Raw genomic sequence first — 21,788 nt, forward strand, 5'->3', positions numbered from 1 at the left:
CCGCAGAAGCCGCCTAGTCCCGCTCCCAGCGCGCGATCCGGCCCTTCTCGCCGGACGCCCAGCAGGCCCGGTCCCGCGTGCAGTCCACGGTGTCGTACGACCCCGTGTCGACCGTCCGCCAGGTGCGCCCGCCGTCCGTGGTGACATCCGTGCCGCTCGGCCCGACCGCGAGGGCGCCCGTGCGGCTGCCCGGCAGCCAGGCCGCCCCGGACCGGTAGGCGGGCGGGGGCTGCTCGGCCGTGGCCCAGGTGCGGCCGCCGTCGCCGGTGGTGGCCGCGGCCTTCGGAGAGGGCTGGTCGGCGCGGTAGTCGCCGCCGACCGCGATGCCGTGCGTACGGTCGCGGAAGGCGAGGCCGAAGACGCCGCGCGCCGGGTCGCCCGCCGGGATCGGGGCGTCGGTGGCCCTCCAGGTGCGGCCGCGGTCGGCGGAGTGCAGGACACGCGCGCGTGCCGCGCCCCCGGTGGCCAGCCATACGTCGCGCGGGCCGGAGCTCACCAGGCACTGGCCGCTCGCGGCGAAGCCCGCCTCGCCCTCCTGCGCGGCGGGCATGCCCTTGTCGGGCAGGACCTTCCAGGAGCGGCCGCCGTCGGCGGTGGACAGGATGCGGAACCTGCCGTCCACCGGGTCGCTCATCGCCAGGCCGTGGCTGCGGTCGAAGAACGTCATGCAGTCGTAGAAGGCCTTGGGGTCGGTGTTGCGGAAGGACTCAGTCCAGGTCGCCCCGCCGTCCGCCGTGCGGAAGACCCGGGATGCCTCCCCCTCGCCGATGGCGAGGACCACCGCGCGGCGGCCGTCGAACGCCTCAATGTCGCGGAACTCCAGTTCCCCGGCTCCGGGCGGCGAGACGTTACGCCATCTGCCGCCGCCGTCCGAGGTACGCAGCACGGTGCCTTTCGTGCCCGCCGCCCAGGCGGTCCTGCGGCTGACGGCGGCGAGACCGCGGAAGCGGGCGTCGGTGCCGCTGTCCTTGAGTTCCCAGCTGCCGCGCGGCTGTGACCTGCTCTCCGAGGCCCCGGGAGCCGCCCGGGCAAGCCCCGGCGCGGCAAGCGACGTCGCGGCGAGAGCGGCCCCGCACAGCCCCACCGACACCACGCGACCCACGGATCGCGACCATCTCGTCTTCCCCAAGGACTTCATGGCCGGCGAAGTTACCACCGGAACGCATGATTCCTTCCGCGATTTCTGTGAAGACGGTGAAGAGCGCGCGGTGACCGAGGTCACTCTGTGTTCGCGTGCACGGATTCCGTCATTCCGACGTCTATCCAAGTGTCGACCCGAGTCGTCCAGCTGTAGTTGAGGGAGCAGGCCTTGTCCACCAGCATCGATCAAGCCGTAGAGGCCCGCCTCGTCGCCGCCGCACCGCGGATGCCGACGATTCCCGCGTCGCTGCACTACGACCGGAGTGATCCGTTCGCCGTCCGCATGAGCTTCCCCGCCCCGGCGACGCTCGAGGGCATCGAGGTCTACTGGACCTTTGCCCGCGAGCTGTTCACCCGGGGGATGGAGCAGGCGGTGGGCGACGGCGACGTCCGCGTGCGGCCGTACGGATTCGACCGCACCGTCGTGGAGTTCCACGCTCCGGAGGGCACGGCGATCGTCCACATCCGCACCGGGGAGCTGCGCCGCTTCCTGCACCGCACGCTGGCCCTGGTGCCCGCGGGCGACGAGCACCTCTACGTCGACCTGGACCAGGACCTCGCCGAGCTGATGCGGGACGCCTGCTGAACCCTCGCCCGCGTCACCCCCGGCATCACCCGGCGAGCAGCGTGTTCAGTTCCCCGTAGTCGAGTCCGCCCGCGAGCGACGTGTACGTCCCCTCGGCGAGCAGCTCACGCGCGGCCTCGCGTGCGATCGCGTGCGCGGCCTGTGCGATGCCCGCGCCCACGCTGATCCGCGCGACCCCGAGACCGGCGAACTCGGCGACCGACGGGGCACCGGGTCCCGCCATCACGTTGAGCGGTCCTTCGATGCCCTCGACAAGCGTCTTCACCGTCGCCGGATCCACGGCCCCCGGCACGAAGATCCCGTCCGCTCCGGCGGCCAGGAAGGCGGCTGCCCGCTCCAGGGTCAGACCTGCGCGATCCGCCCGCTCCCCCACCCCGCGCAGATACGTGTCGACGCGCGCGTTGATGAAGAGCGGCACGTCCGCCGCGTCGGCAGCCGCGCGGGCCGCCGCGATGCGCTCCGCCTGCCCGGCGACCGAACGCAGCGGTGCGTCCCCCGCCTCGTACAGCGCGTCCCCTTCCCGCAGTGCGTCCCCTCCGTACAGCGCGTCCTCGATGTTCACGCCGACGGCACCCGCCGCGAGCACGTCGCGCACCGTGCGCGCGACACCCGCCGGGTCCGACCCGTAGCCGCTCTCGATGTCGGCGGTCACCGGCACCCCGACCGCCGCCGCGATCCGGGCGACCGCGCCGAGCGCACGGTCCCTGCCGAGCCGGTCGCCGTCCGCCGCGCCGAGGTCCCACGCGACACCGGCGCTGGTGGTGGCCACGGCCGCGGCTCCGGCGGCCTCGATGACGCGGGCACTGGCCGCGTCCCACGCGTTCGGCAGCACGAGCGGCCGGCCCGCGACGTGCAGGGCCCGGAATGTCGAAGCGTGATCACGAAGGTTCGTCGTCATGCGGTCACTCAATCAGCGGCGCGGGGACCTGAGCCGGCGAGAATCCGACATGTACGTGTGCGCCGCGCGGCCCTCCCGATCGCCCGCGCGATCGCCCCTCAGCCGCCCCCACTGCCGCCGGACCTGGCCGCCTCCGCGGCCGTGACCGCCGATGCCAGCGCCTTGCGCAGCCGCTGCATCACTTCGGGCAGCCCCGGGGCGGGCGCCCCGCTCCGCTCGGTGAGCTCGTCGAGCCGGTCCTTGTGCTGCCTGCGGTCCTTGCCCGAGATGATGCCGCGCAGTTTGCCCGTCGCCGCGCACACCACCAGGGCCGCGTCGCCCGCGGGCACCTCGGACACCGGCACCGGACCGCGCAGGACCGCGAGCGCCTCGGCGTGCAGGACCTCGACGTACCCGGCGCGCTCAAGCTCGTAGCGCCGGGAGGGGAAGATCCCGAAGATCCGGGTGCGCTCCGTGCGCAGAAAGCCCTCGGACACCAGCTGGTCGCGCACCCGGTCCAGGGTGTGGCGGGCCTTGTGCGTGACCCAGCCGCGCCATTTGCGGGGCCGGGACTCCTCGATGAGTTCGAGGACGCTGTCCAGGCCCGCGTCACCGGTGCGGGCGCCGAAGACCGGGGTGACGATGCCGCCCGCGTCCGAGACGAGCCCGCGCTGGGCCAGCTCGGCGAGCGCGCAGGCCCGCACCGCGTAGTGCAGGTCGGGGGCGCCGGTGATCCTGCTGCGACCGGTGTCCCAGGCCAGCAGGTAGATCCGCATCGGCAGTGAGAGCGAGCCATAGGGCATGGGGCCTCCTTGTCCGCGGTCACGATAAATCGTTGACAGTCGCCGAGGTGCACCGTACGGTGTATAGCGGTTCTGTTGTCGCCGATAGGAGTAGGACGTTGCTCGTCTGAGGTCTGGAGTCACCGCGTCACACGGCTGGGCCGTGTACGTTGCGTGCGACCTCGGCGTACGAGCCGTCCCCCGGCGCAGGGCCCTTTTTTTCTGTCCTCGCCTCCTGATGACGCTGCTCCTGTCCTGCTGTCGCGCCCCGCGGTGTCCCGAAACGCGTTGCCCCTTGACCGCGCTTCATCTCACGCAACCGCGAGGACCACATGTCTACTACCCCCACCTCCATCACCTGCACGTCGCTCGACTTCACCTGGCCGGACGGCACCGGCGTCTTCGATGGACTCCAAGTGGCCTTCGGACCGGGCAGGACAGGCCTCATCGGCGTCAACGGGTCGGGGAAATCAACCCTGTTGAAGCTCGTCGCAGGTGAGCTCAGGCCGAGCGAGGGCGCCGTACGCGTCGCGGGCGACATCGGATACCTGCCGCAGAACGTCACCCTCGACACCAATCTGCGCGTCGACGAGGTGCTCGGCATCAGCTCGACTCGCGCCGCCCTGCACGCCATTGAGGCGGGCGACGTGACCGAGGAGCACTTCACGGCGGTCGGCGACGACTGGGACGTCGAGGAGCGCGCGGTGGCGACCCTCGATCAGCTCGGCCTCGGTCACATCGGTCTCGACCGCACCACCGGGGAGGTGTCGGGCGGCGAGTCCGTGCTCCTTCGCCTGGCCGCGCTGCTGCTGCGCCGCCCCGACGTGCTCCTGCTCGACGAACCCACCAACAACCTTGATCTGTACGCGCGTCGGCGTCTCTACCAGGCCGTCGACGCGTGGTCCGGTGTCCTGGTCGTGGTCAGCCACGACCGCGAGCTCCTGGACCTGGTCGACCAGATCGCCGATCTGCGGGACGGAGAGGTCAAGTGGTACGGAGGCAACTTCACCGCGTACGAGGAGGCACTGGCCGCCGAGCAGGAGGCGGCCGAGCGCATGGTGCGGGTGGCCGAGTCCGACCTGAAGAAGCAGAAGCGCGAACTGGCCGACGCACAGGTCAAGTTGGCCCGTCGCAAGCGGTACGGCCAGAAGATGTGGGACACCAAGCGCGAGCCGAAGGTCGTCATGAGCGAGCGCAAGCGCCAGGCCCAGGTGTCCGCGGGCAAGCACCGCATCATGCACGAGGAGAAACTCACCGAGGCGAAGGAGCGCCTTGACGACGCCGTCGAGGCGGTGCGGGACGACGAAGAGATCCGCGTCGACCTGCCCTTCACCGCGGTCCCGCCGGGCCGCACCGTGCTCACCCTGAGCGAGCTGACTTTGCGTTACGGGGCCCGCGTACAGGGCGAGTTCGAGATCCGTGGTCCGGAGCGGATCGCACTGGTCGGCCGCAACGGCGCGGGCAAGACCACGCTCCTGCGCACCATCGCCGGGGAGCTGGACGCCGTGGAGGGAGAGGCACTGGCGCACGTCCCGCTGCGTTTCCTGCCACAGCGGCTCGACGTGCTCGACGACGAGCTGACCGTCGCCGGGAACGTGGCCCGCTTCGCGCCCGACGCCACCAACAACCGGATCCGGGCCCGCCTGGCCCGCTTCCTGTTCAAGGGGGCGCGGGCCGACCAGCGGGCGGCGACCCTGTCGGGCGGCGAGCGGTTCCGTGCGGCGCTGGCCGCGCTGCTGCTCGCGGAGCCCGCGCCGCAGCTCCTGATGCTCGACGAACCGACCAACAACCTCGACATGGCGAGCGTGAAGCAGCTGGCCACGGCCCTGGAGTCGTATGAGGGAGCGCTGATCGTGGCCAGTCACGACGTGCCGTTCCTGGAGTCGATCGGCATCACACGCTGGCTGCTCCTGGACGGCGAGATGAAGGAAATCACGACAGAAGATGTCGGGTATTCGGGCTAGCTTCGCGTGTATGCACCAATCCATCACGATCACCGGAGCCCGTGAGAACAACCTCAAGGAGGTGAGCCTGCGCATTCCGAAGGACCGGCTCACGGTCTTCACCGGCGTCTCGGGGTCGGGGAAGTCGTCGGTCGTGTTCGACACGATCGCGGTCGAGTCGCAGCGCCAGCTGAACGAGACCTTCACGTGGTTCGTCCGCAACCGGCTGCCGAAGTACGAGCGGCCGCACGCGGACACCATCGAGGAGCTCTCGCCCGCGATCGTCGTCGACCAGCGGCCGATCGGCGGCCACTCCCGGTCGACGGTGGGCACCATGACGGACATCTACTCGGTGATGCGCGTGCTGTTCTCCCGGCACGGCACACCGAGTGCCGGTCCCGCGACCGCGTACTCGTTCAACGACCCGTCGGGCATGTGCCCCGCGTGCCACGGCCTGGGCAAGACCGTACGGCCCGACTACGACCGCATCCTGGACCCCGCCAAGTCCCTGGCGGACGGCGCGATCATCTTCCCGCCGTTCACCGCGGGGACCTGGCAGGGACAGACGTACACCAACACCCCCGACCTGGACCCGCACAAGCCGGTGGGTGAATTCAGCGCGCGGGAGCGGGAGTTCCTGATGCGCGGCGGCAAGAAGGGCGCCAAGGTCAACGTCGACAACAGCGGCGGCGCGACCCGCGACATCGACTACGAAGGGCTCGCCGACCGCTTCGAGCGGCTCTACCTCAACCGCGACCTGTCGACGCTCAGCCAGAAGACCCGCGATCTGGTGCAGCGCTTCCTCGCCGAGGGCACATGCGATGTCTGCGACGGTGCGCGGCTGAACGAGGCGGCGCTCGCCACCCGTATCGGCGGCATGAACATCGCCGACTGCGCCCGCATGGAGGTCACCGACCTCATCGCCGCCCTGGAGCCGATCGACGACCCGGTGGCCGGACCGATCGCGGCGGCGGCCGTGGCGGCGCTCGAACGGATCGAGGCGATCGGCCTCGGCTACCTCAGCCTCGGCCGCGAGACGTCCACGCTGTCCGGTGGCGAGGGCCAGCGCCTGAAGACGGTGCGGCATCTGGGCTCCAGCCTCACCGGCATGACGTACATCTTCGACGAGCCCAGCGTCGGCCTGCACCCGCGTGACGTGGGGCGGCTCAACGACCTGCTGCTGCGCCTGCGCGACAAGGGGAACACCGTGCTGGTCGTCGAGCACGACCCGGACGTGATCGCGGTCGCCGACCATGTCGTCGACATGGGCCCGACGGCGGGCACGGGCGGGGGCTCGGTGGTGTTCGAGGGGACGCCGGACGAGCTTCGCCGCGCGGACACGCTCACCGGCCGGCATCTGCGGCGCGCCACGGGCGTCAAGGAGAGCCCGCGCGAGGCCATCGGCGGGCGGTGGGTCAAGGGCGCCGATCTGCACAACCTCAAGAACGTCAGTGTGCGCGTGCCCACGGGGGTGCTCACGGCGGTGACGGGTGTCGCGGGCTCGGGCAAGAGCACCCTGGTCTCGCGGGCGTTCGTCGCCGAGCATCCGGACGCCGTCGTCGTCGACCAGTCGGGCATCGGCATCTCGGGCCGGTCGACCCCGGCGACGTACCTCGGGATCATGGACTCGCTGCGCAAGCTGTTCGCCCGCGAGAGCGGCCGGGACGCGGGGCTCTTCAGCTTCAACTCCGCCGGCGCGTGCGAGAGCTGCCAGGGTCGCGGGATCATCTACAGCGACCTCGCGTTCATGGACCCGGTGACGACGACCTGCGAGGCGTGCGAGGGGCGCCGTTTCAAGGACGAGGTGCTCCGGCTGACCGTCAACGGCAGCTCCGTCGCCGACGTGCTCGACATGACGGCCGAGCGCGCCCTGGACTTCCTCGCCGCGGTGGACGACACGGGCGTACGCCGCCGGCTGCGGGCCCTGCACGAGGTGGGGCTCACCTATCTGACGCTCGGGCAGCCGCTGAGCACCCTGTCGGGCGGTGAGCGGCAGCGCATCAAGCTGGCCACACAGCTGCACCGCACCGGCACGACGTACGTCCTGGACGAGCCGACGACCGGCCTGCACATGGCGGACGTGGACGGCCTGCTCGCTCTCCTTGACCGGCTCGTCGACGCGGGTAACACCGTGGTCGTCGTCGAGCACAACCTGGAGGTCGTCAAGCACGCGGACTGGGTGATCGACCTCGGACCCGACGGCGGCAAGCACGGCGGCCGCGTCGTCTTCGAAGGCACGCCGGGCGACCTGATCGGGACAGAAGGCTCGTTCACCGCCGCTCATCTGCGACGAGACCTGGGCCTGGACCCCTTGCACACTGCATGATGTGCGGCAGCACCCCGGCCCGGCGATCACCGGGCGGGGCACCCCCGCCGCTGCGTCCCTACGGAGAACATCCCGTGCCCAGCAGGAAAGCGCTGATCCGCCGGCCAGGACCGCGTCTCGCGGAAGGCCTGGTCACGCACGTCGAACGGACCCCGGTCGACGCGGGTCTCGCCTTTGACCAGTGGGTGGCGTACGCCGAAGCGCTGCGGGCGCACGGCTGGGAGACGATCGAGGTGGAGCCCGCCGACGACTGCCCGGACTCGGTCTTCGTCGAGGACGCGGTCGTCGTCTTCCGCAACGTGGCGCTGATCGCCCGGCCCGGCGCCGAGTCCCGGCGGGCGGAGACAGCCGCCGTGGAGGAGGCCGTGGCCCGGCTCGGCGCCTCCGTCAACTGGGTGTGGGAGCCGGGCACCCTCGACGGCGGCGACATCCTGAAGGTCGACGACACGATCTACGTGGGGCGCGGCGGGCGCACGAACGCCGACGGGGTCCGGCAGCTGCGGGCCGCCTTCGAGCCGCTGGGGGCGCGGATCGTGGCCGTCCCGGTGAGCAAGGTCCTGCACCTGAAGTCGGCGGTGACGGCGCTGCCCGATGGCACTGTCATCGGCCACCCGCCGCTCGTGGACACCCCCTCGCTCTTCCCGCGCTTCCTGCCGGTTCCCGAGGAATCCGGGGCGCACGTGGTGCTGCTCGGTGGCTCGAAACTGCTCCTTGCGGCGAGTGCGCCCAAGAGCGCGGAGCTGCTCGCGGATCTCGGTTTCGACCCGGTGTCAGTGGATATCAGCGAGTTCGAGAAGCTCGAAGGCTGTGTGACATGCCTCTCAGTGCGGCTCAGAGAGCTGTACGCCTGACCAGTCCCGGGGCGGGTGGGACGTGAGGGGCTTTTGGGACCCCCTGACTCAGCCACTTTACGGAGGGCTTAACCTACGGCAACGTAACCTACGAGACCGTAGGTAGATAGCACCCGCTCGTGTTATCGCGTAACCCCTACGCACGTAATCCGCAAAAAAACTCCCGTCCCCCTGGAGCCCCCGTGACGATCACCTCTCCGCATCTCGGCAGCACGGACGACTGGACCGACGCCCGGTTGCTGTTCGCCCTGGAAGAAGTGGTCGAGAAGGAGCTCAACCGCCACCTGAAGGTGGCCAAGGACTGGATGCCGCACGAGTACGTCCCGTTCAGCGACGCCCGGAACTTCCCCGGCTACTTCGAGGACGGCGAGGCCTGGGAGCCCGAGCAGTCCAAGGTGACCGACATCGGCAAGGTCGCCCTCGTCGTCAACCTCCTGACCGAGGACAACCTCCCCAGCTACCACCACGAGATCGCCTCGCTCTTCGGCCGCGACGGCGCCTGGGGCACCTGGGTGCACCGCTGGACCGCCGAGGAGGGCCGCCACGGCATCGTGATGCGCGACTACCTCCTGGCCTCGCGCGCCGTGGACCCGGACAAGCTCGAGCAGTTCCGCATGGCGCACATGGCCGAGGGCTTCGAGTCCGACAACCGCCACTCGATGCTGCACTCCGTCGCGTACGTGGCCTTCCAGGAGCTCGCGACCCGCGTCTCGCACCGCAACACGGGACACCAGTCGGGCGACCCGGTCTGCGACCGCATGCTGGCGCGCATCGCCACCGACGAGAACCTGCACATGGTCTTCTACCGCAACCTCCTGGGCGCGGCCTTCGAGCTCGCCCCCGACCTGACCATGCAGTCCGTGCGCGACGTCGTCGTCAACTTCCGCATGCCCGGACACGGCATGCCCGGCTTCGAGCGGGCTGCCGCGCAGATGGCGATCGGCGAGATCTACAACATGCGCATCCACCACGACGACGTGATCCAGCCCGTCCTGCGCTACCTGAAGGTCATGGACATCGACGGGCTCGGCCCCGAGGGACTCAAGGCGCAGGAGGAGCTCGGCCTGTACATGCACGGGCTCGACACCGAGGCGGCCAAGTTCGACGAGAAGCTTGCTGCTCGCAAGGCGCGGATGGCTGCCCGGGGGAAGTAGGCATCCTGCGGGTGGGTGGTGCTTCAGCGCCGCTTCGCGGCGGTTCTCACTCGCCCACCCGCCTATTTGCCCCGCATCACTCGTACGACGTCGAAACCGCCAGCGCCGCGTCCCTGACGTCCGGGACGCCGTGGCCCCGCAGAGACCTCAGCAGGTCACGCCACGGGTCCGCCCAGTCCGTCCGCTCCCCGAGCGACTCCACCGCCGCCACTGCGAGGAGACCGGCCGCGTGAGCGCCGTCCTCGGCGAGGCGGTGGGCCACGGGCAGCAACTGGGCCGGCTCCCCCTCCGCGTCGGCAAGGCGCGAACCCAGCGTCTCGGCCGTCCGCACCGCCAGCGCCGGACGCCCCTCGTGCAACACGGCGAGCCGCGACAGCGCCGCCCCGACCTCACCGGGAGCGGCATCCAGGCTCACCGCGCCCGCAAGGACTTCGGCGGCCTGCGGCACGTAATCCCCGTACCCGGCAAGAAGCTCACCCGCCCGCAGAGCGGCGGGCCGGTACACCTCGCCCGCGTCGGCCAGCGTCTGAGCCAGGTACTCGATCCGGCGCCGCGCAGGCAGATCCCGGTCGGGCGCGTCCGGTGCGTCCGGCGGCGCGTCCAGCAGCGCGGCCGCTTCGGGGCCCGCGAGCGCCGTGAGTGCCCCGCACAGCGCCTCGGCCCCGCGCGGCGCGGTCGCCGCCGCCGTCACGAGTCCCCGCGCCGCCACCTGCCATGTGGCGCGCCTGCCGAGGTCCGCGACGGTCTCCGCGAGCACCGAAACCGCGTCCGGGGACCAGGGAGCCCACCGCGCCAGGGCGGTGAGCGCCGGGGCGGCCGCTTCGTCGTCGTCCGTGCCCGCCACCTCGCGCACGAGACGCGCGTACCGCTCCCGGTGCACCTGCGGCAGATCGAGCGGCAGCACCCGCAGCACAGCCGTCCGCAGCACCGTCTCTCCCCCGGCCGCGTCCCGCAGCAGGTCCCACACCCGCTCCTCGCCGAGCAGCCCGACCGCGAAGGCGACACACGCCGCGCGTACGTCGCGGTGGGCGTCCGGCATTTCGTAGGCCTCGCCGAGCAGTGCCGCCGCCTCGGGCGCCGGCAGCCGCACGGCCGCGAGCCTGGCAGCCTCCTTGCGGCTCGTCACCTTCTTGCCCGGCCCGCACAGGACCTCCCGCAGCAGCGCCGCGAGCCGGGACGGCGCGACGTGCCGTGACGCCTGCGTCGCCGCGTACACCGCGACCCGGGCCCGATCGCCTCCCGCGTGCGCGAGGAGCCCGGGCAGCGCGTCCCCCGGTCGCGAGGTGCGGGCCAGTGCCGCGAGGGCCGCCTCGGCGAGCACGGTGTCGGACGATCCGGCCCAGCGGCGGACGAGTTCCTCCCCGGCGCCGGGGATGTACGCGCCGTGGGCGATCGCCGCGGCGCGGCGCCACTGGGGGAGCCCATCGTCACCGGCAGCCTGCTCCAACTGCGCTGCCAGGGCGCGCTGTTGACGTGGCAGCCAACGGCGGATCTGCACGGCGTCGGCCGACACGGTCCATGCCGCGCCCTTGGTCAGGAATCGCCCGTACGGCGGTGTTCCGGACAGGAGTTGGTCGAGCAGGTCCGTGCGCCGGGCGCACAGCACCGAACTGACCGGGGCGAGCACGCCCGCCGACGACTCCTGCGACAGGACACGGGCCACGCGTTCGTCGCGGGTCGCACGCGGCTCCAGCCAGAGTGCGATCGCCGCGGACACGGTCGTGTTGCTGCCGAACCTGATGGCCTGCCAGAGGAGTTCCTGCAGCTCCGCCATCCCGGCGGCACGTCGGCCGACCGCACGCGCGAGGGCGAAGGTGAGGCTGTAGTCGGCCTTCTCCGCGCCGGCCTCGATCCACGGACGCAGCGCCTCGAACACGTCGTGCTCCTGGCCGCGGCGCAGCGTGCGGTCGAGGCGCCCGAGGTCGGCGCCGCCGGTGTTGCCGGAGATGCGGACCAGGGTGCGCAGCGCCCAGTTCACCAACTCCCGCTGCCCGCCCGCCGAGTGTTCGCGCAGTACGGCGACGGCCAGGACGCTGAGGCTGGCGCGGGTGGCGCGTGAGGAGTCGCGGGCCGCGACGGCGTCCGCGGATATCCGGTCGAGGAACGGTTCGGCGTCGGCCCCGAAGAGGGCTGGCCCGGTTTCGGCGAGCGCGGCCAGGGCGGCGGCCCTGACGGGATCCTGCTCGTTCGCCAGCCGCGTCATCTCTTCAAGTACGGCGGTGACTTGGTCCCGCTCCCCGGAGCGCGCGGCGTTGCGGACAAGCAGCGGCCACGCCTGCGCCCGGTCATCGGCGGCGGGCCGCCGTGTCGCCGCCACGAGGTGGTCGCGCACTTCCGCGCAGGGCAGGAAAGACTCGGCGAGCAGCACGGAACTCCAGTGCGCGCCACGGGCCTTGGCCCCTTCGGCCATCCGCCGCGCCTCGTCGGCCACGGCGCTGCGGGGCAGCGCGCCGAGGAGGATCCCGTCGACGGCGGCGAACCCGGCACCGCGCCCCTCGACGGCCCGCGCGTGCACGGCGGCACGCTCAGCGGGCGGGTGCGCCAGCATCAGGCGGGCGAGGTCGCCCGAGTCGTCGGCGACGGCACGGGCGTACCCGAGGAGCTCGGGCGCGCCCGAGCGGGCGAGCCCCCGCAGTACGGACTTCGTGAGCGCGCCGCTGCGCCGCAGCGACCACCCCCGGGGCCCGGCAAGGATCGTCAGAACGCGCCCCGGATCCGCGTCGGCCAGTACGCCCAGACGCGGGCGCAGTTGATGCGGGAAGGCGCTGGGCGCGAATTGCTCAAGGAGGTCGAGCACGCGCTTCGGTTCCGCCTCCGTGGCGGACGCGACCCCCGCCGCGTACCGCTGCCACCACCCGTCCCGCAGCGCCTGTGGCAGCGCGGCGAGCTCCGCCGCCGCCACGTCGAACAGCGCCCCCGCATGTCGCCTCGCCAGCGGCCGCCAGCCCCGTACGGCGTGGAAGATCTCCGGAAGCAGCCGCTCCACCACGGGGCCCGAGCAGCCGGGAAGGAGTCTGGCCGCCTCCGCGTCGCCCCATGCGTGCCGCAGCGGGCCGATGAGGCGATCGGCGAGCGCGGTGCGGCGGCCGGTGACGATCGCCCGCAGCAACTGCCGCCGTACGGCTTCGGGGGCGTCGTCGAGGGCCGCCTCGAACGCCGCGTCCGGGACCCCGTGGCTCCGCGCGACACGCAGCGCCTGCCCCCGCACGTAGGGGTCGGGATCGGCGAGCCGCGCCCCGGTCCACTCGGCGTCCCCTCCCGCACAGGCCAGCACGATGGCCACCCCGCGCTCGTACGGTCCCGCGCCTTCGAGCTCCTCCAGGACGGACCGCAGCGCACCGCGCCCCGCGAAGTCCCGGGCACTCTCGGCGATCTCTCGCATCCGCCGGGGGTACGGCAGAGCTTCGAGGTCGGAGAGCAGATAACGGGCGGCGGTCTTCTCGGGCAGGGCCATGCGCGGATTGTGCCCGCCGGGACCGGTCCGGGGACAGCGAATTGCTGAGGTGGGAGGGGGCGGGGCGACTGGAATCGAACCAGCGTGTTCCGGTTTTGGAGACCGACGCGACAGCCTCTGCGCTACGCCCCGCCTTGAGCGGGATCGTACCCTCAGGCCACGCCCCGTCAGGGGCAGGCCCCGCCAGGGCCACACCCCGTCAGGGGCGCGGGGAACTGCGCGACAAGCCCCCACCGGCTCGCAGGTCAAAACCGCACACGCACCCCCAAGGCCCGCCGCCCTCAGCGATGCACGCTCCGCACAGCGGCAACATCCGCCGAAAGCGCCGGCCCGGGAATCCCCGCGGAGAACGCCGCAAGCCGCCGCTTGATACTGGCCGCAATCCCCTGCCCCAGCACGAACCGCGTAGGCGAGAGCGCGTGCCCGGCGGTATCCAGCAGCCGGTGGGCCTCACGACTGCGCAACCCGGTGTGGCTGAGCACCAGATGGGCCAGCCGGTGCTCGACCCCGGCAAGGCTCTCCGCGATGGCCGCAGCCCCCGCATCATCGATGCGATTGTCCGCCGCGCCCAACGCCCCCGCGGCCCGCACCCGCCCGAGGTCGAGCAGCTCCACCCCGGCGGACACAGCAGCAGCGACGAGCCGGGCGGCGCCCCGCGGCCCGATGCCGTTGCTCGCCACGGAGAGGCGGTCGAGCACACCACGCGGCGCACGCTCCAGCGCCTCAGCGATCAGCACCGCTCCCCCGTCACCGAGCCCCACCGCAGATACGTACAGCTCACGCACCCCGCCCCCGGCAATCAGCTCGGCCAACGGAACCGCGCCCACAGACCCGAGCGGATTACCGCCGAGGAAAACGCGCTCGACGCGCCGCCCGCTGTCGGCCGCCGCGACCAGCGCGTCCACGAGAACCTCGGCCCCGGCCGCGTCGAGCCCGGTCTGCACCAGGTCGAGCGTGCGCAACGTCCCTACAGAGTCGATCAGTTCGTCGGCGGCGGCACCTCCCTGCGACCCCAGCGGATTGCGTTTGAGCCAGACGCCGGTCACGACCTGCGGCGAGGCGCGCAGCTGATCCGCGATGCGGCAGGCGCCGCCGGCGGTGATGCCGTTGCAGCCCAGGTAGAGCGTCTCGACGCCGGTGGGGCCCGCCTCGCCGCTCGCCGCCTGCGCGGCGACAGCCGCCCCCTCGTCCCCCAGGCCGTCCGTGCCGAGCAGCAAGTGACGTACAGGGGACCGGCCTTCCGCTCCGTCACCCCGCAGCGCGTCGGCGACCAGCGCGGCGCCCTCCGCGCCGAGCGACTGCTTGCACAGGTCGAGGCGCCCGTCCGGAAGCGCTGTCCCGGCCGCGAAGTCGAGACGCCCCTCCGCGGGACTTCCGCCGCGCAACCAAGCCAGCAACGGCCCGAGTTCGGCAGTCGGCCGTGGCACGACCGGCGGCACGCCCGCGAACCGGCCGCTTGTGGGATCCGCGCTCACCACTCCGCCTCCCGGTAGTCCTTGAGGAAGACCCCCGAGAGCGGTGCGCCCGCCTCGCCCCGCACGATCGGGTCGTAGATCCGGGCCGCGCCGTCCACCACGTCGAGGGGGGTACGGAAGCCCGCGCCTGCGATGCGGTCCTTCTTGGGGGCGGGGTTCTCGTCGGTGATCCAGCCGGTGTCGACGGCGCACATGTGCACGCCCTGCTCGGCCAGTTCGGCCGCGCTGGTGCGGGTGAGCATGTTCAGGGCGGCCTTGGCCATGTTCGTGTGCGGATGCCCGGCCATCTTGTTGCGCACCGCGAAGCGGCCCTCGACCGCCGTGACGTTGACGATGTACTTGCGGGGGCGGGGCGAGGAGAGCAGCAGGGGCAGCAACCGGTCACAGAGCAGGGCGGGGGCGAGCGCGTTGACCAGCTGGGTCTCCAGGACCTCGGCGGGGTCGAGGTCACCGAGCCGGGCCGACCAGGAGTTCTCCGGCGAGGCGTCGCGCAGCAGACCCGCCTCGTCGGCCGCACGGAGCAGAGCGGAGTCGGGCAGTGCACCGGACTCGGGCAGGGCATCGGACCCGGGCAGGACCAGCGCGAGCGCGCCCGAAGCGGCGGAAGCGGCGGAAGCGGCGGAGGCGTCCGGCGCCCCCATCGGCCGGAACCCGGGCGCACCACGGGTCCCGGCAGGCAGCTCCGCCGACTCCCTCGCCACAAGAGCCGCGTACGACTCGGGCGGCCTGCGTACCGTCTGCGCCGCGTTGTTGACCAGGATGTCCAGCGGCTCGCCAGCCTGACGCAACTCCTCACACAGGCCGAGGACTTGACGAGGGTCACGCAGGTCCACGGCGAGCACCGTGAGCCGGTCGAGCCACTTCTCGCTGCCCGGCACCGCACGGAATCGGCGCCGGGTGTCGTGCGGGAAGCGGCTGGTGACCAGGAGTTCGGCGCCGTCGCGCAGCATCATCAGGGCCAGCTGGAAGCCGATCTTCACGCGGCCCCCGGTGAGCAGCGCGCGGCGCCCGCTCAGATCCGTGCCGAGCGCGCGTCTGGCGCGGTTGTCGGCGGCGCACTCGGGACAGAGCCGGTGGTAGAAGGAGTCGACCTGTCGATACGACGTCTTGCAGACATAGCAGGGCCGTGACTTGCGGAAGACCCCGGCGGCCCCGTCGCCGACCAGCGGCGCGTCCTCGCGGCGGTCCCCGGAGCCGGTGGCGGTCGCGGCCATCACGGCCGCGTCGGCGGCGAAGAGTTCGGCGCCGCGCGCCTTGCGCCTGCGCAGCCGCCCGTCGCGGGCGAAGGACGCGGCAACCTGCTCGGCGCGCAGCCGCACCGGATCGTCGACCGGCAGCTCGCGGAGCCTGCCGACCATGTCGTGGAAGACCGTGAGGTCCGCCTCGCTGATCCCGCCGCTCTCACCCATCCGCCCCGCCCCGCCCGCGCCGTCCGCTCGTGGTCCCGGCCGGATTCGAACCGGCGTATCCGCCATGCCGTGGCGGCGAGTCTGCCTCTGCTCTACAGGACCCCACACACGCGTGGACCAGGACACTTCGGTCCGTCCGCGCTCCCGGATCTTAACCACGCGATGCCCCTCGTGCCGAACCGATTTACGACCGCCCGCCCCGGTGCAACGGTGGGCAGCGGGGGTGGAACCCATGGCACAGACCCATGAGTGGATGTTCTACGAGGTCATGTGGCGAGGCTGGGCGGGCCGGGCGCAGATCCCCTACCCCGTCCCGTGGTGGGCGCAGGCGGCCTTCCGGAGCTGGAGCGACGACTTCGACCGGGGAACATACGAGTCCAAGGAGGCGGCCTTCGCCTCCAACGCCCTGTACCGCTACTGGCACATGGTGGGCGTCAAGGACCACCGCCAGGAGTCCCTGATCGGGCAGGCGGGTGAGATCGAGCCGGTCTACGACAAGTACTGCCTGTCCTTCTTCTTCTACTCACCGTCGACCGGCGCCGTGCGTCTGCCGCAACTGACGACCGCCGGGGCCGTCGGCCAGCGCATGGAGGCGCCGCATCTTCCGGTGGTCCTGACGACGTTCCGCACCGCCGACGGCACCGAGTTCGTGCAGCGGACCTTCGGCACGGCCATCGGCCCCCGGCAGCGGGACCTCGTCGTGACCCGCCTGACCGTGGGCAGCGCGACCGGACAGCCGCGCGAGGGCTGGCTCTGCGCGGCCGTCATGCCCGCCGGGCCGAGCGGCTTCCAGCGGCACGACCGCAACGGCCGCCGGATCACGGACCGGCGCCTGACCTATCTGCGCCATCTGCCCGACGAGTCGCGGGTGGAGACCAACAGCGGCTGGGGGCCGGTGTTCGACACGCCTCCCGAGCAGTACGGCGTGTACGGCAACCCGGACTTCACGTACGACCCTGACTCCTATCTGACCCGCAACCCGTTCCGCGACCTCGTCATGGGCGGCAAGCTGAACGGCGCGCTGCAGGCGCAGGACCAGATCGCCGGACTGTGCAGTGCGGCGTTCGCCTGGCCCTACCGGATCGCGGACGACGAGCTGTTCGAGCTCGATGTACGGCTTCCCGTCGACCTCTACAGCGGTGCCGCCGATCTGGCGGAGATCAGGGCCACTCCTGCCGCCGCCCTGGAGGAGGCCAACCGCGTGTTCTGGACGGGGAAGCTGATCGCCCGCGGCGTGCAGCCCCAACTGCCGCGCACAGTGGCCCACTTGGCCGACCAGTTCCGGCAGTGCCGCGCACAGCTCCTGATCCTCTCCGACCACGGCGAGATCCATCCGGGCCCGACGGTGTACGACTCCTTCTGGATCCGGGACTCGTCCGTCGAGGCCACGGCATGCTCGCTGGTCGGCGACGCGGCGCTGGCCGAGCGTCAGCTTGGCACGCACTACCCGCTCAAGTTCAACCGCGGCTCCGGCCGGATCGGGCCGTGTGCCGAGTACGGCTTCTACGGCGGGCCGCACGAGAAGGACGACCGGGAGTGGGACAGCAACGGCCAGGCGCTGTGGGCGATCGGCCGCTTCGACCGGACGCACGGCCGCTCCACCTCGTTCGGGGCGAAGCTCTACACGCCGTACGTCGTCGACGGCGCCCGGTGGCTGCGGGACAACCGCGACCAGTACGGCCTGCTGCACAGCGGCTGGAGCGCCGAGCATCTGGGCGAGCGCGACAAGCCGCATTACTGGGACGACCTGTGGGGCCTCGCCGGTCTTTACGAGGCCGCGCGGCTCGCGGAGCGGATCGGCTCCCCCGACGTGCCCGAGCTCTGGGGCGCGTTCGACGACCTGAAGCGGGCGACGGCGGCCTCGGTGCGCTGGGTCCTGGCGGAGCAGCGCAGGCGCGGCGCCTGGGAGACGTACATCCCGACCGGTCCTGGTGACGTCGGCCGGCTCGACTCGACGATGATCGGCACGGCGGCGTTCTTCCATCCGCTGCGGCTGCACATGGGCAGCAAGCTGGGCGAGGACATCGACCGGGCGGCCCGCTGGACGCTCGACACGATGTACGCGCACTTCGTGACCGGCGGCTACCGGCACGAGGCCGCCTGGAACACCTACGGCCCCTACCTCACGACGCAGTTGGCGCACGCCTACCTGCTGTGCGGCGACACCGTCCGGATGGACGCGCTGCTCGGCTGGATCGTGGGCGCTTCGCTGCCGCGGACCGAGGAGCGGGCGGTGGCTCTGGGCGCGTGGAACGAGCAGCACGCCTTCCCGATCGCCTCCGACTACCGCGAAGTCCCCGCCCGCCATTGGTACATGGGGGACATGCCGCACGGCTGGGCGGCGGCCGAGTACCTGCTCCTGATCCGCGACATCCTCTTCTTCGAGGCCGACGAGGACCGCGACCCGCATCTCTACATCGCTCCGGGCATCCGTCCGCACTGGGTGCCGGACAACGCTTCGGTGGCCGTCGACGACGCCCCGAACCTGTTCGGCACGCCCTTCGGCTACCGGCTCACCCATGACGCGGACAGCCGGAAGGTCACCGTGGACGTCACGCGGGCGCCGGAGCGCGTGCGCTACGTCTACCCGTGCCGGTTCGGCCCGGTGCGGGCGGTGACGGCGGACGGCCGCGACCTGACGGTCACGGGCGACGACGTGCACATCCCGGCGGGGACGAGGAGGTTCACGGTCACGTACGCCTGAGATGGAGGCTGGCGATCACGTACGCCTGAGGTGGAGCCGCTCCTTCTCGGAGAGGCCGCCCCAGACGCCGAACCGCTCGTCGTGGGCCAGTGCGTACTCGAGGCAGGCCGGGCGCATTTCGCAGAGCTGGCAGATGTACTTGGCCTCGCGCACGGAGCTGCCGGGTTCGGGGAAGAAGAACTCGGATCCCGTCTGGGCGCACAGGGCCTGCTCCTGCCAGGCGAGTTCCGGCTCGGCTGTCATGTGGATCTGCATGCCGCCGATGCTGGCAGGACGCGCGAAACAAGGGATCAACGAACGATCAACGCTGCGACGTGCGCTGTTTCGGGCTCCTGCTGCATGCCCGGGAGGGAGTCGGCGAAACGCCCGGGACGGGCGCACATGCCGGACGGGACGGCTCCGTTTGCCGTTTGCCGCCCCACGTTCCGTCCCGTCCGGCCACGGCCTCCTCAGCGCGCGTTCGGCGCCTCCGGCTGCATCAGGGCGAACCGCGCCCCCGACGGGTCCGCGAGCTTGGCGAAGCTGCCGACGCCCGCGAGGTCCATGCGCGCCACCCGCACCGCGCCCCCGGAGGGCTCGACCCTGGCGAGCACCGCGTCGATGTCGGTCACCTGGAAGTACGGAGTCCAGTACGCCCCGGCCGCGGATTCCTCCGGGGCGTCGGACAGCGGCCACAGGCCACCGAACATGTCGTTCTCGGTGCCGCCCGCGGGATGCACCATCGTGTACGAACCGCCCTCGAAGGCCTGGGTGGAGGTGCCCCAGCCGAACACGGAGCCGTAGAACTCCCGGGCACCCTCGATGTCCGGGGTGTAGAGCTCGGTCCAGCACAGGCTGTTCGGGGCGTCGACCAGGTCGAGGCCCTTGATCGTGCCCGGCTGCCAGACGGCGAAGCCGACCCCTTGGGCGTCCCTGAGGACGGCCATGCGGCCGAGGTCGCCGACGTCCATGACTTCGTAGACCGTGGTGCCGCCGGCCTGCTCGACCGCCTTGGCCGTCGCGTCGGCGTCCGGCGTCTTGAAGTAGAGCGTCCAGGCAGGAGGGGCCTGATCGGCGGTGACGGTCATGGCGCCGGCCACGGTCTTCCCGTCCGCCTGATACATGCCGTATCCGCCGAATTCGGCGCCGCCCGACTGGAACTCCCACCCGAAGAGCGCGCGGTAGAAGGCATGGGCGCCTTCCAGGTCCGGGTTGCCGAGCTCGACCCACGTGGGGGCTCCTGCGACATAACGGGTATTGAGCATGATCGACTCCTTTGTCGCATCTCTCTTCCGTCCCCTTGAGTCTGGCACCCGGCACTGACAGTGCGCGCCTGCTGCCACCTTGTGAAGGAAACGAGTTTTTGAGAGCGCTCTCAGCCACAACTCTTGACGCCCGAATTCGCCGACGCAACAGTGGTCGCACCACAACGCCAGCCACCCCCCACGGCTGCACGACAATCCCCCCACACATCCCGGGAGTTCTTCCGTGATATCGCGTCGAGTGTTCCTGTCCGCTGCCGCCGGTGCCACCGGAGCCCTCACCTACCCACTCTGGGGAAGCTCCCTCAGCCCCGGCGCCAAGGCGGCCCCCGCGACCTGTGAACTCGCCCTGCAGAACAAGTCGTTGCCTGGCAACGTGAGCGCCTACGTCACCGGACACGAGGAGGGCACCGACCGCTGGGTCCTGCTGAAGCCGGACGGCGGCGTCTACCGGCCCGACTCCCCCTCCGCCCCGGAGACCCCGCTGCCCGTCGACTGCGCGATCCCGCTCGGCGCGGCCGGATCCGAGCCGAAGATCCTGACGCTTCCTCACATGTACGGCGCCCGCGTCTACTTCGTGCGCGACGACAAGCTGGACTTCTTCCTCAACCCCGGCCCCTCACTGGTCGAGCCCGCCTTCGCGACCAAGGAGGACCCCAACTACGGGCGCACCTGGTCGTTCTGCGAATTCACCTTCAACACCGAGCAGTTGTACTCCAACATCAGCTACGTCGACCTCGTCACGGCCCTGCCCATCGGCCTGACCCTGGAGGGGGACGAGAAGCACACGGTGGCCCCGCTGCCGGACGGCGCCGTCGACAAGATCGCCTCCGACCTCGCCGCCCAGGAGGCCAAGGACGGGCAGCCCTGGGGCGACCTGGTCATCCGCGGCGACGGCGACAAGGTCCTGCGAGTCATCTCGCCGCAGAACCTCATGGCCCCGTACTTCGACCGCCCGGACGAGATGCCGTTCAGGGACGTGTTCAACAGCTACATCGACGAGGCTTGGGAGAAGTACCGCGGTACCGACCTGAAGATCGACCTGCAGGGCGGCCGGGGTGTGTTCACCGGCCGGGTGAGCGGCGACACGCTGACCTTCAACGGCGGGCACACGTTCTCGAAGCCGACGTCGAAGGACATCTTCACCTGCAACCACGGGCCCTTCGCCAACAACCCCGACGACCCCGACGACAAGAAGGGCCTGCTCGCGCGGCTCGCGGCGGGGTTCAACCGGAGCATCATGCTGTCGCACGCGGAGCAGCCGAACGGGGCCGGTGCCGGGGACTACTACAAGGGCGACGTGACCAACCACTGGGCCCGGGTGGTCCACGCGAACTCGCCCATCGGATACGCGTTCCCGTACGACGACGTCCGCCCCGACGGGGAGCCCGACGTGTCAGGAGCGGCACACGACGGCAACCCGCAAAGGTGGACGGTGAGCGTCGGGTCGTAGCCTCCCCGCCACGACCGACCCGCACCGCCCCGCCGCGCACTGGTCGCGACGGGGCGGTGTGGCGTTTCGGCAGGTCCGGCAGGACCTACTTGCAGTTGTTGCCCGCGGCCGGGTTGAGCGCGGCGAGGATGTCCACGGTGTTGCCGCACACGTTGACAGGGATGTCGACAGGGACCTGCAGGAGGTTGCCGCTGAGGACGCCGGGCGACTGCGAGGCCGTGCCCTCGGCGTTGGCGCCGGGGCCGGGGTCGGCAGCGGCGGTGCTGGCCCCGCCGATGACGGTGACCGCGGCGAAGGCCGCTGCTGCCAGGATTGCGCGCTTGCGCATGGTGTTACCTCCGGATGAGGGGAAGTGCTGCACCGAGCCTCACCCGGTCACCGCACAACAAAAAC

At 71.5% G+C, this 21,788-nt stretch carries 16 protein-coding genes and 2 tRNA genes; 7 read left to right on the forward strand and 11 right to left on the reverse strand.

Features of this window, described 5'->3' with window-relative positions; genetic code table 11:
* Positions 1–13 precede the first annotated feature (13 nt).
* A complete protein-coding gene (locus ACWFR3_RS02525) occupies positions 14–1,138 on the reverse strand; it encodes a WD40/YVTN/BNR-like repeat-containing protein (protein ID WP_453732656.1) in 1,125 nt (374 codons plus the stop codon).
* A 171-nt stretch (positions 1,139–1,309) separates the two neighbouring features.
* Between ACWFR3_RS02525 and ACWFR3_RS02530 the strand changes: the two genes are divergently transcribed.
* A complete protein-coding gene (locus ACWFR3_RS02530; protein WP_453732657.1) occupies positions 1,310–1,726 on the forward strand; it encodes an SsgA family sporulation/cell division regulator in 417 nt (138 codons plus the stop codon).
* A gap of 25 nt (positions 1,727–1,751) precedes the next feature.
* Here the strand turns inward: ACWFR3_RS02530 and ACWFR3_RS02535 are convergent, their stop codons facing one another.
* Both ACWFR3_RS02535 and ACWFR3_RS02540 read right to left on the reverse strand, forming a co-directional pair.
* Positions 1,752–2,624 carry an isocitrate lyase/PEP mutase family protein gene (locus tag ACWFR3_RS02535; RefSeq protein WP_453732658.1) on the reverse strand — a complete coding sequence of 291 codons (873 nt, stop codon included), beginning with the start codon at positions 2,622–2,624 and terminating at the stop codon, positions 1,752–1,754.
* A gap of 98 nt (positions 2,625–2,722) precedes the next feature.
* Positions 2,723–3,406 (reverse strand): GOLPH3/VPS74 family protein, encoded by a 684-nt coding sequence (locus ACWFR3_RS02540; protein ID WP_453732659.1) that lies wholly within the window; start codon positions 3,404–3,406, stop codon positions 2,723–2,725.
* Between the two features lie 311 nt (positions 3,407–3,717).
* Here ACWFR3_RS02540 and ACWFR3_RS02545 point away from each other — a divergent pair, with 311 nt between their 5' ends.
* The 4 genes from ACWFR3_RS02545 (at position 3,718) to ACWFR3_RS02560 (ending at position 9,659) form a co-directional block, all read left to right on the forward strand.
* On the forward strand, positions 3,718–5,349 hold the full coding sequence (locus tag ACWFR3_RS02545; RefSeq protein WP_453732660.1) for an ABC-F family ATP-binding cassette domain-containing protein: 1,632 nt from the start codon (positions 3,718–3,720) through the stop codon (positions 5,347–5,349).
* A 10-nt stretch (positions 5,350–5,359) separates the two neighbouring features.
* Complete coding sequence (locus ACWFR3_RS02550) at positions 5,360–7,654, forward strand: ATP-binding cassette domain-containing protein (RefSeq protein WP_453732661.1); 2,295 nt, start codon at positions 5,360–5,362, stop codon at positions 7,652–7,654.
* A gap of 74 nt (positions 7,655–7,728) precedes the next feature.
* Positions 7,729–8,505 carry a dimethylargininase gene (gene ddaH, locus ACWFR3_RS02555; RefSeq protein WP_453732662.1) on the forward strand — a complete coding sequence of 259 codons (777 nt, stop codon included), beginning with the start codon at positions 7,729–7,731 and terminating at the stop codon, positions 8,503–8,505.
* A gap of 182 nt (positions 8,506–8,687) precedes the next feature.
* Positions 8,688–9,659: an acyl-ACP desaturase gene (locus tag ACWFR3_RS02560; protein WP_453732663.1), complete on the forward strand. Its 972-nt coding sequence runs from the start codon at positions 8,688–8,690 to the stop codon at positions 9,657–9,659.
* A gap of 76 nt (positions 9,660–9,735) precedes the next feature.
* On the opposite strand, the gene ACWFR3_RS02565 is transcribed toward ACWFR3_RS02560, so the two are convergent.
* From ACWFR3_RS02565 to ACWFR3_RS02585, 5 genes are all read right to left on the reverse strand, one after another.
* Entirely contained in the window at positions 9,736–13,113 is a 3,378-nt protein-coding gene (locus ACWFR3_RS02565) for a hypothetical protein (RefSeq protein WP_453732664.1), read from the reverse strand.
* 59 nt (positions 13,114–13,172) lie between these two features.
* Positions 13,173–13,245 (reverse strand) — tRNA-Trp (locus ACWFR3_RS02570).
* A gap of 149 nt (positions 13,246–13,394) precedes the next feature.
* Entirely contained in the window at positions 13,395–14,588 is a 1,194-nt protein-coding gene (locus tag ACWFR3_RS02575; protein WP_453732665.1) for a ribonuclease inhibitor, read from the reverse strand.
* Positions 14,585–15,997 (reverse strand): SDR family oxidoreductase, encoded by a 1,413-nt coding sequence (locus ACWFR3_RS02580; RefSeq protein WP_453732666.1) that lies wholly within the window; start codon positions 15,995–15,997, stop codon positions 14,585–14,587. The genes ACWFR3_RS02575 and ACWFR3_RS02580 overlap by 4 nt, the downstream gene beginning before the upstream one ends.
* A 30-nt stretch (positions 15,998–16,027) precedes the next feature.
* Positions 16,028–16,099, reverse strand: a tRNA-Ala gene (locus ACWFR3_RS02585).
* A gap of 130 nt (positions 16,100–16,229) precedes the next feature.
* Between ACWFR3_RS02585 and ACWFR3_RS02590 the strand changes: the two genes are divergently transcribed.
* A complete protein-coding gene (locus ACWFR3_RS02590) occupies positions 16,230–18,701 on the forward strand; it encodes a hypothetical protein (RefSeq protein ID WP_453732667.1) in 2,472 nt (823 codons plus the stop codon).
* A gap of 15 nt (positions 18,702–18,716) precedes the next feature.
* On the opposite strand, the gene ACWFR3_RS02595 is transcribed toward ACWFR3_RS02590, so the two are convergent.
* Together ACWFR3_RS02595 and ACWFR3_RS02600 are read right to left on the reverse strand one after the other, a co-directional pair.
* Positions 18,717–18,956, reverse strand: coding sequence for a WhiB family transcriptional regulator (locus ACWFR3_RS02595; protein WP_453732668.1), 240 nt, complete (start codon positions 18,954–18,956; stop codon positions 18,717–18,719).
* Between the two features lie 194 nt (positions 18,957–19,150).
* Positions 19,151–19,945 (reverse strand): VOC family protein, encoded by a 795-nt coding sequence (locus ACWFR3_RS02600; RefSeq protein ID WP_453732669.1) that lies wholly within the window; start codon positions 19,943–19,945, stop codon positions 19,151–19,153.
* A gap of 223 nt (positions 19,946–20,168) precedes the next feature.
* Between ACWFR3_RS02600 and ACWFR3_RS02605 the strand changes: the two genes are divergently transcribed.
* Entirely contained in the window at positions 20,169–21,395 is a 1,227-nt protein-coding gene (locus tag ACWFR3_RS02605; protein WP_453732670.1) for a glycoside hydrolase family 64 protein, read from the forward strand.
* Positions 21,396–21,480: 85 nt separating this feature from the next.
* Here the strand turns inward: ACWFR3_RS02605 and ACWFR3_RS02610 are convergent, their stop codons facing one another.
* Complete coding sequence (locus ACWFR3_RS02610; protein ID WP_453732671.1) at positions 21,481–21,723, reverse strand: chaplin; 243 nt, start codon at positions 21,721–21,723, stop codon at positions 21,481–21,483.
* Positions 21,724–21,788 lie beyond the last annotated feature (65 nt).

It is taken from the genome of Streptomyces sp. NPDC055189, from assembly GCF_053606765.1.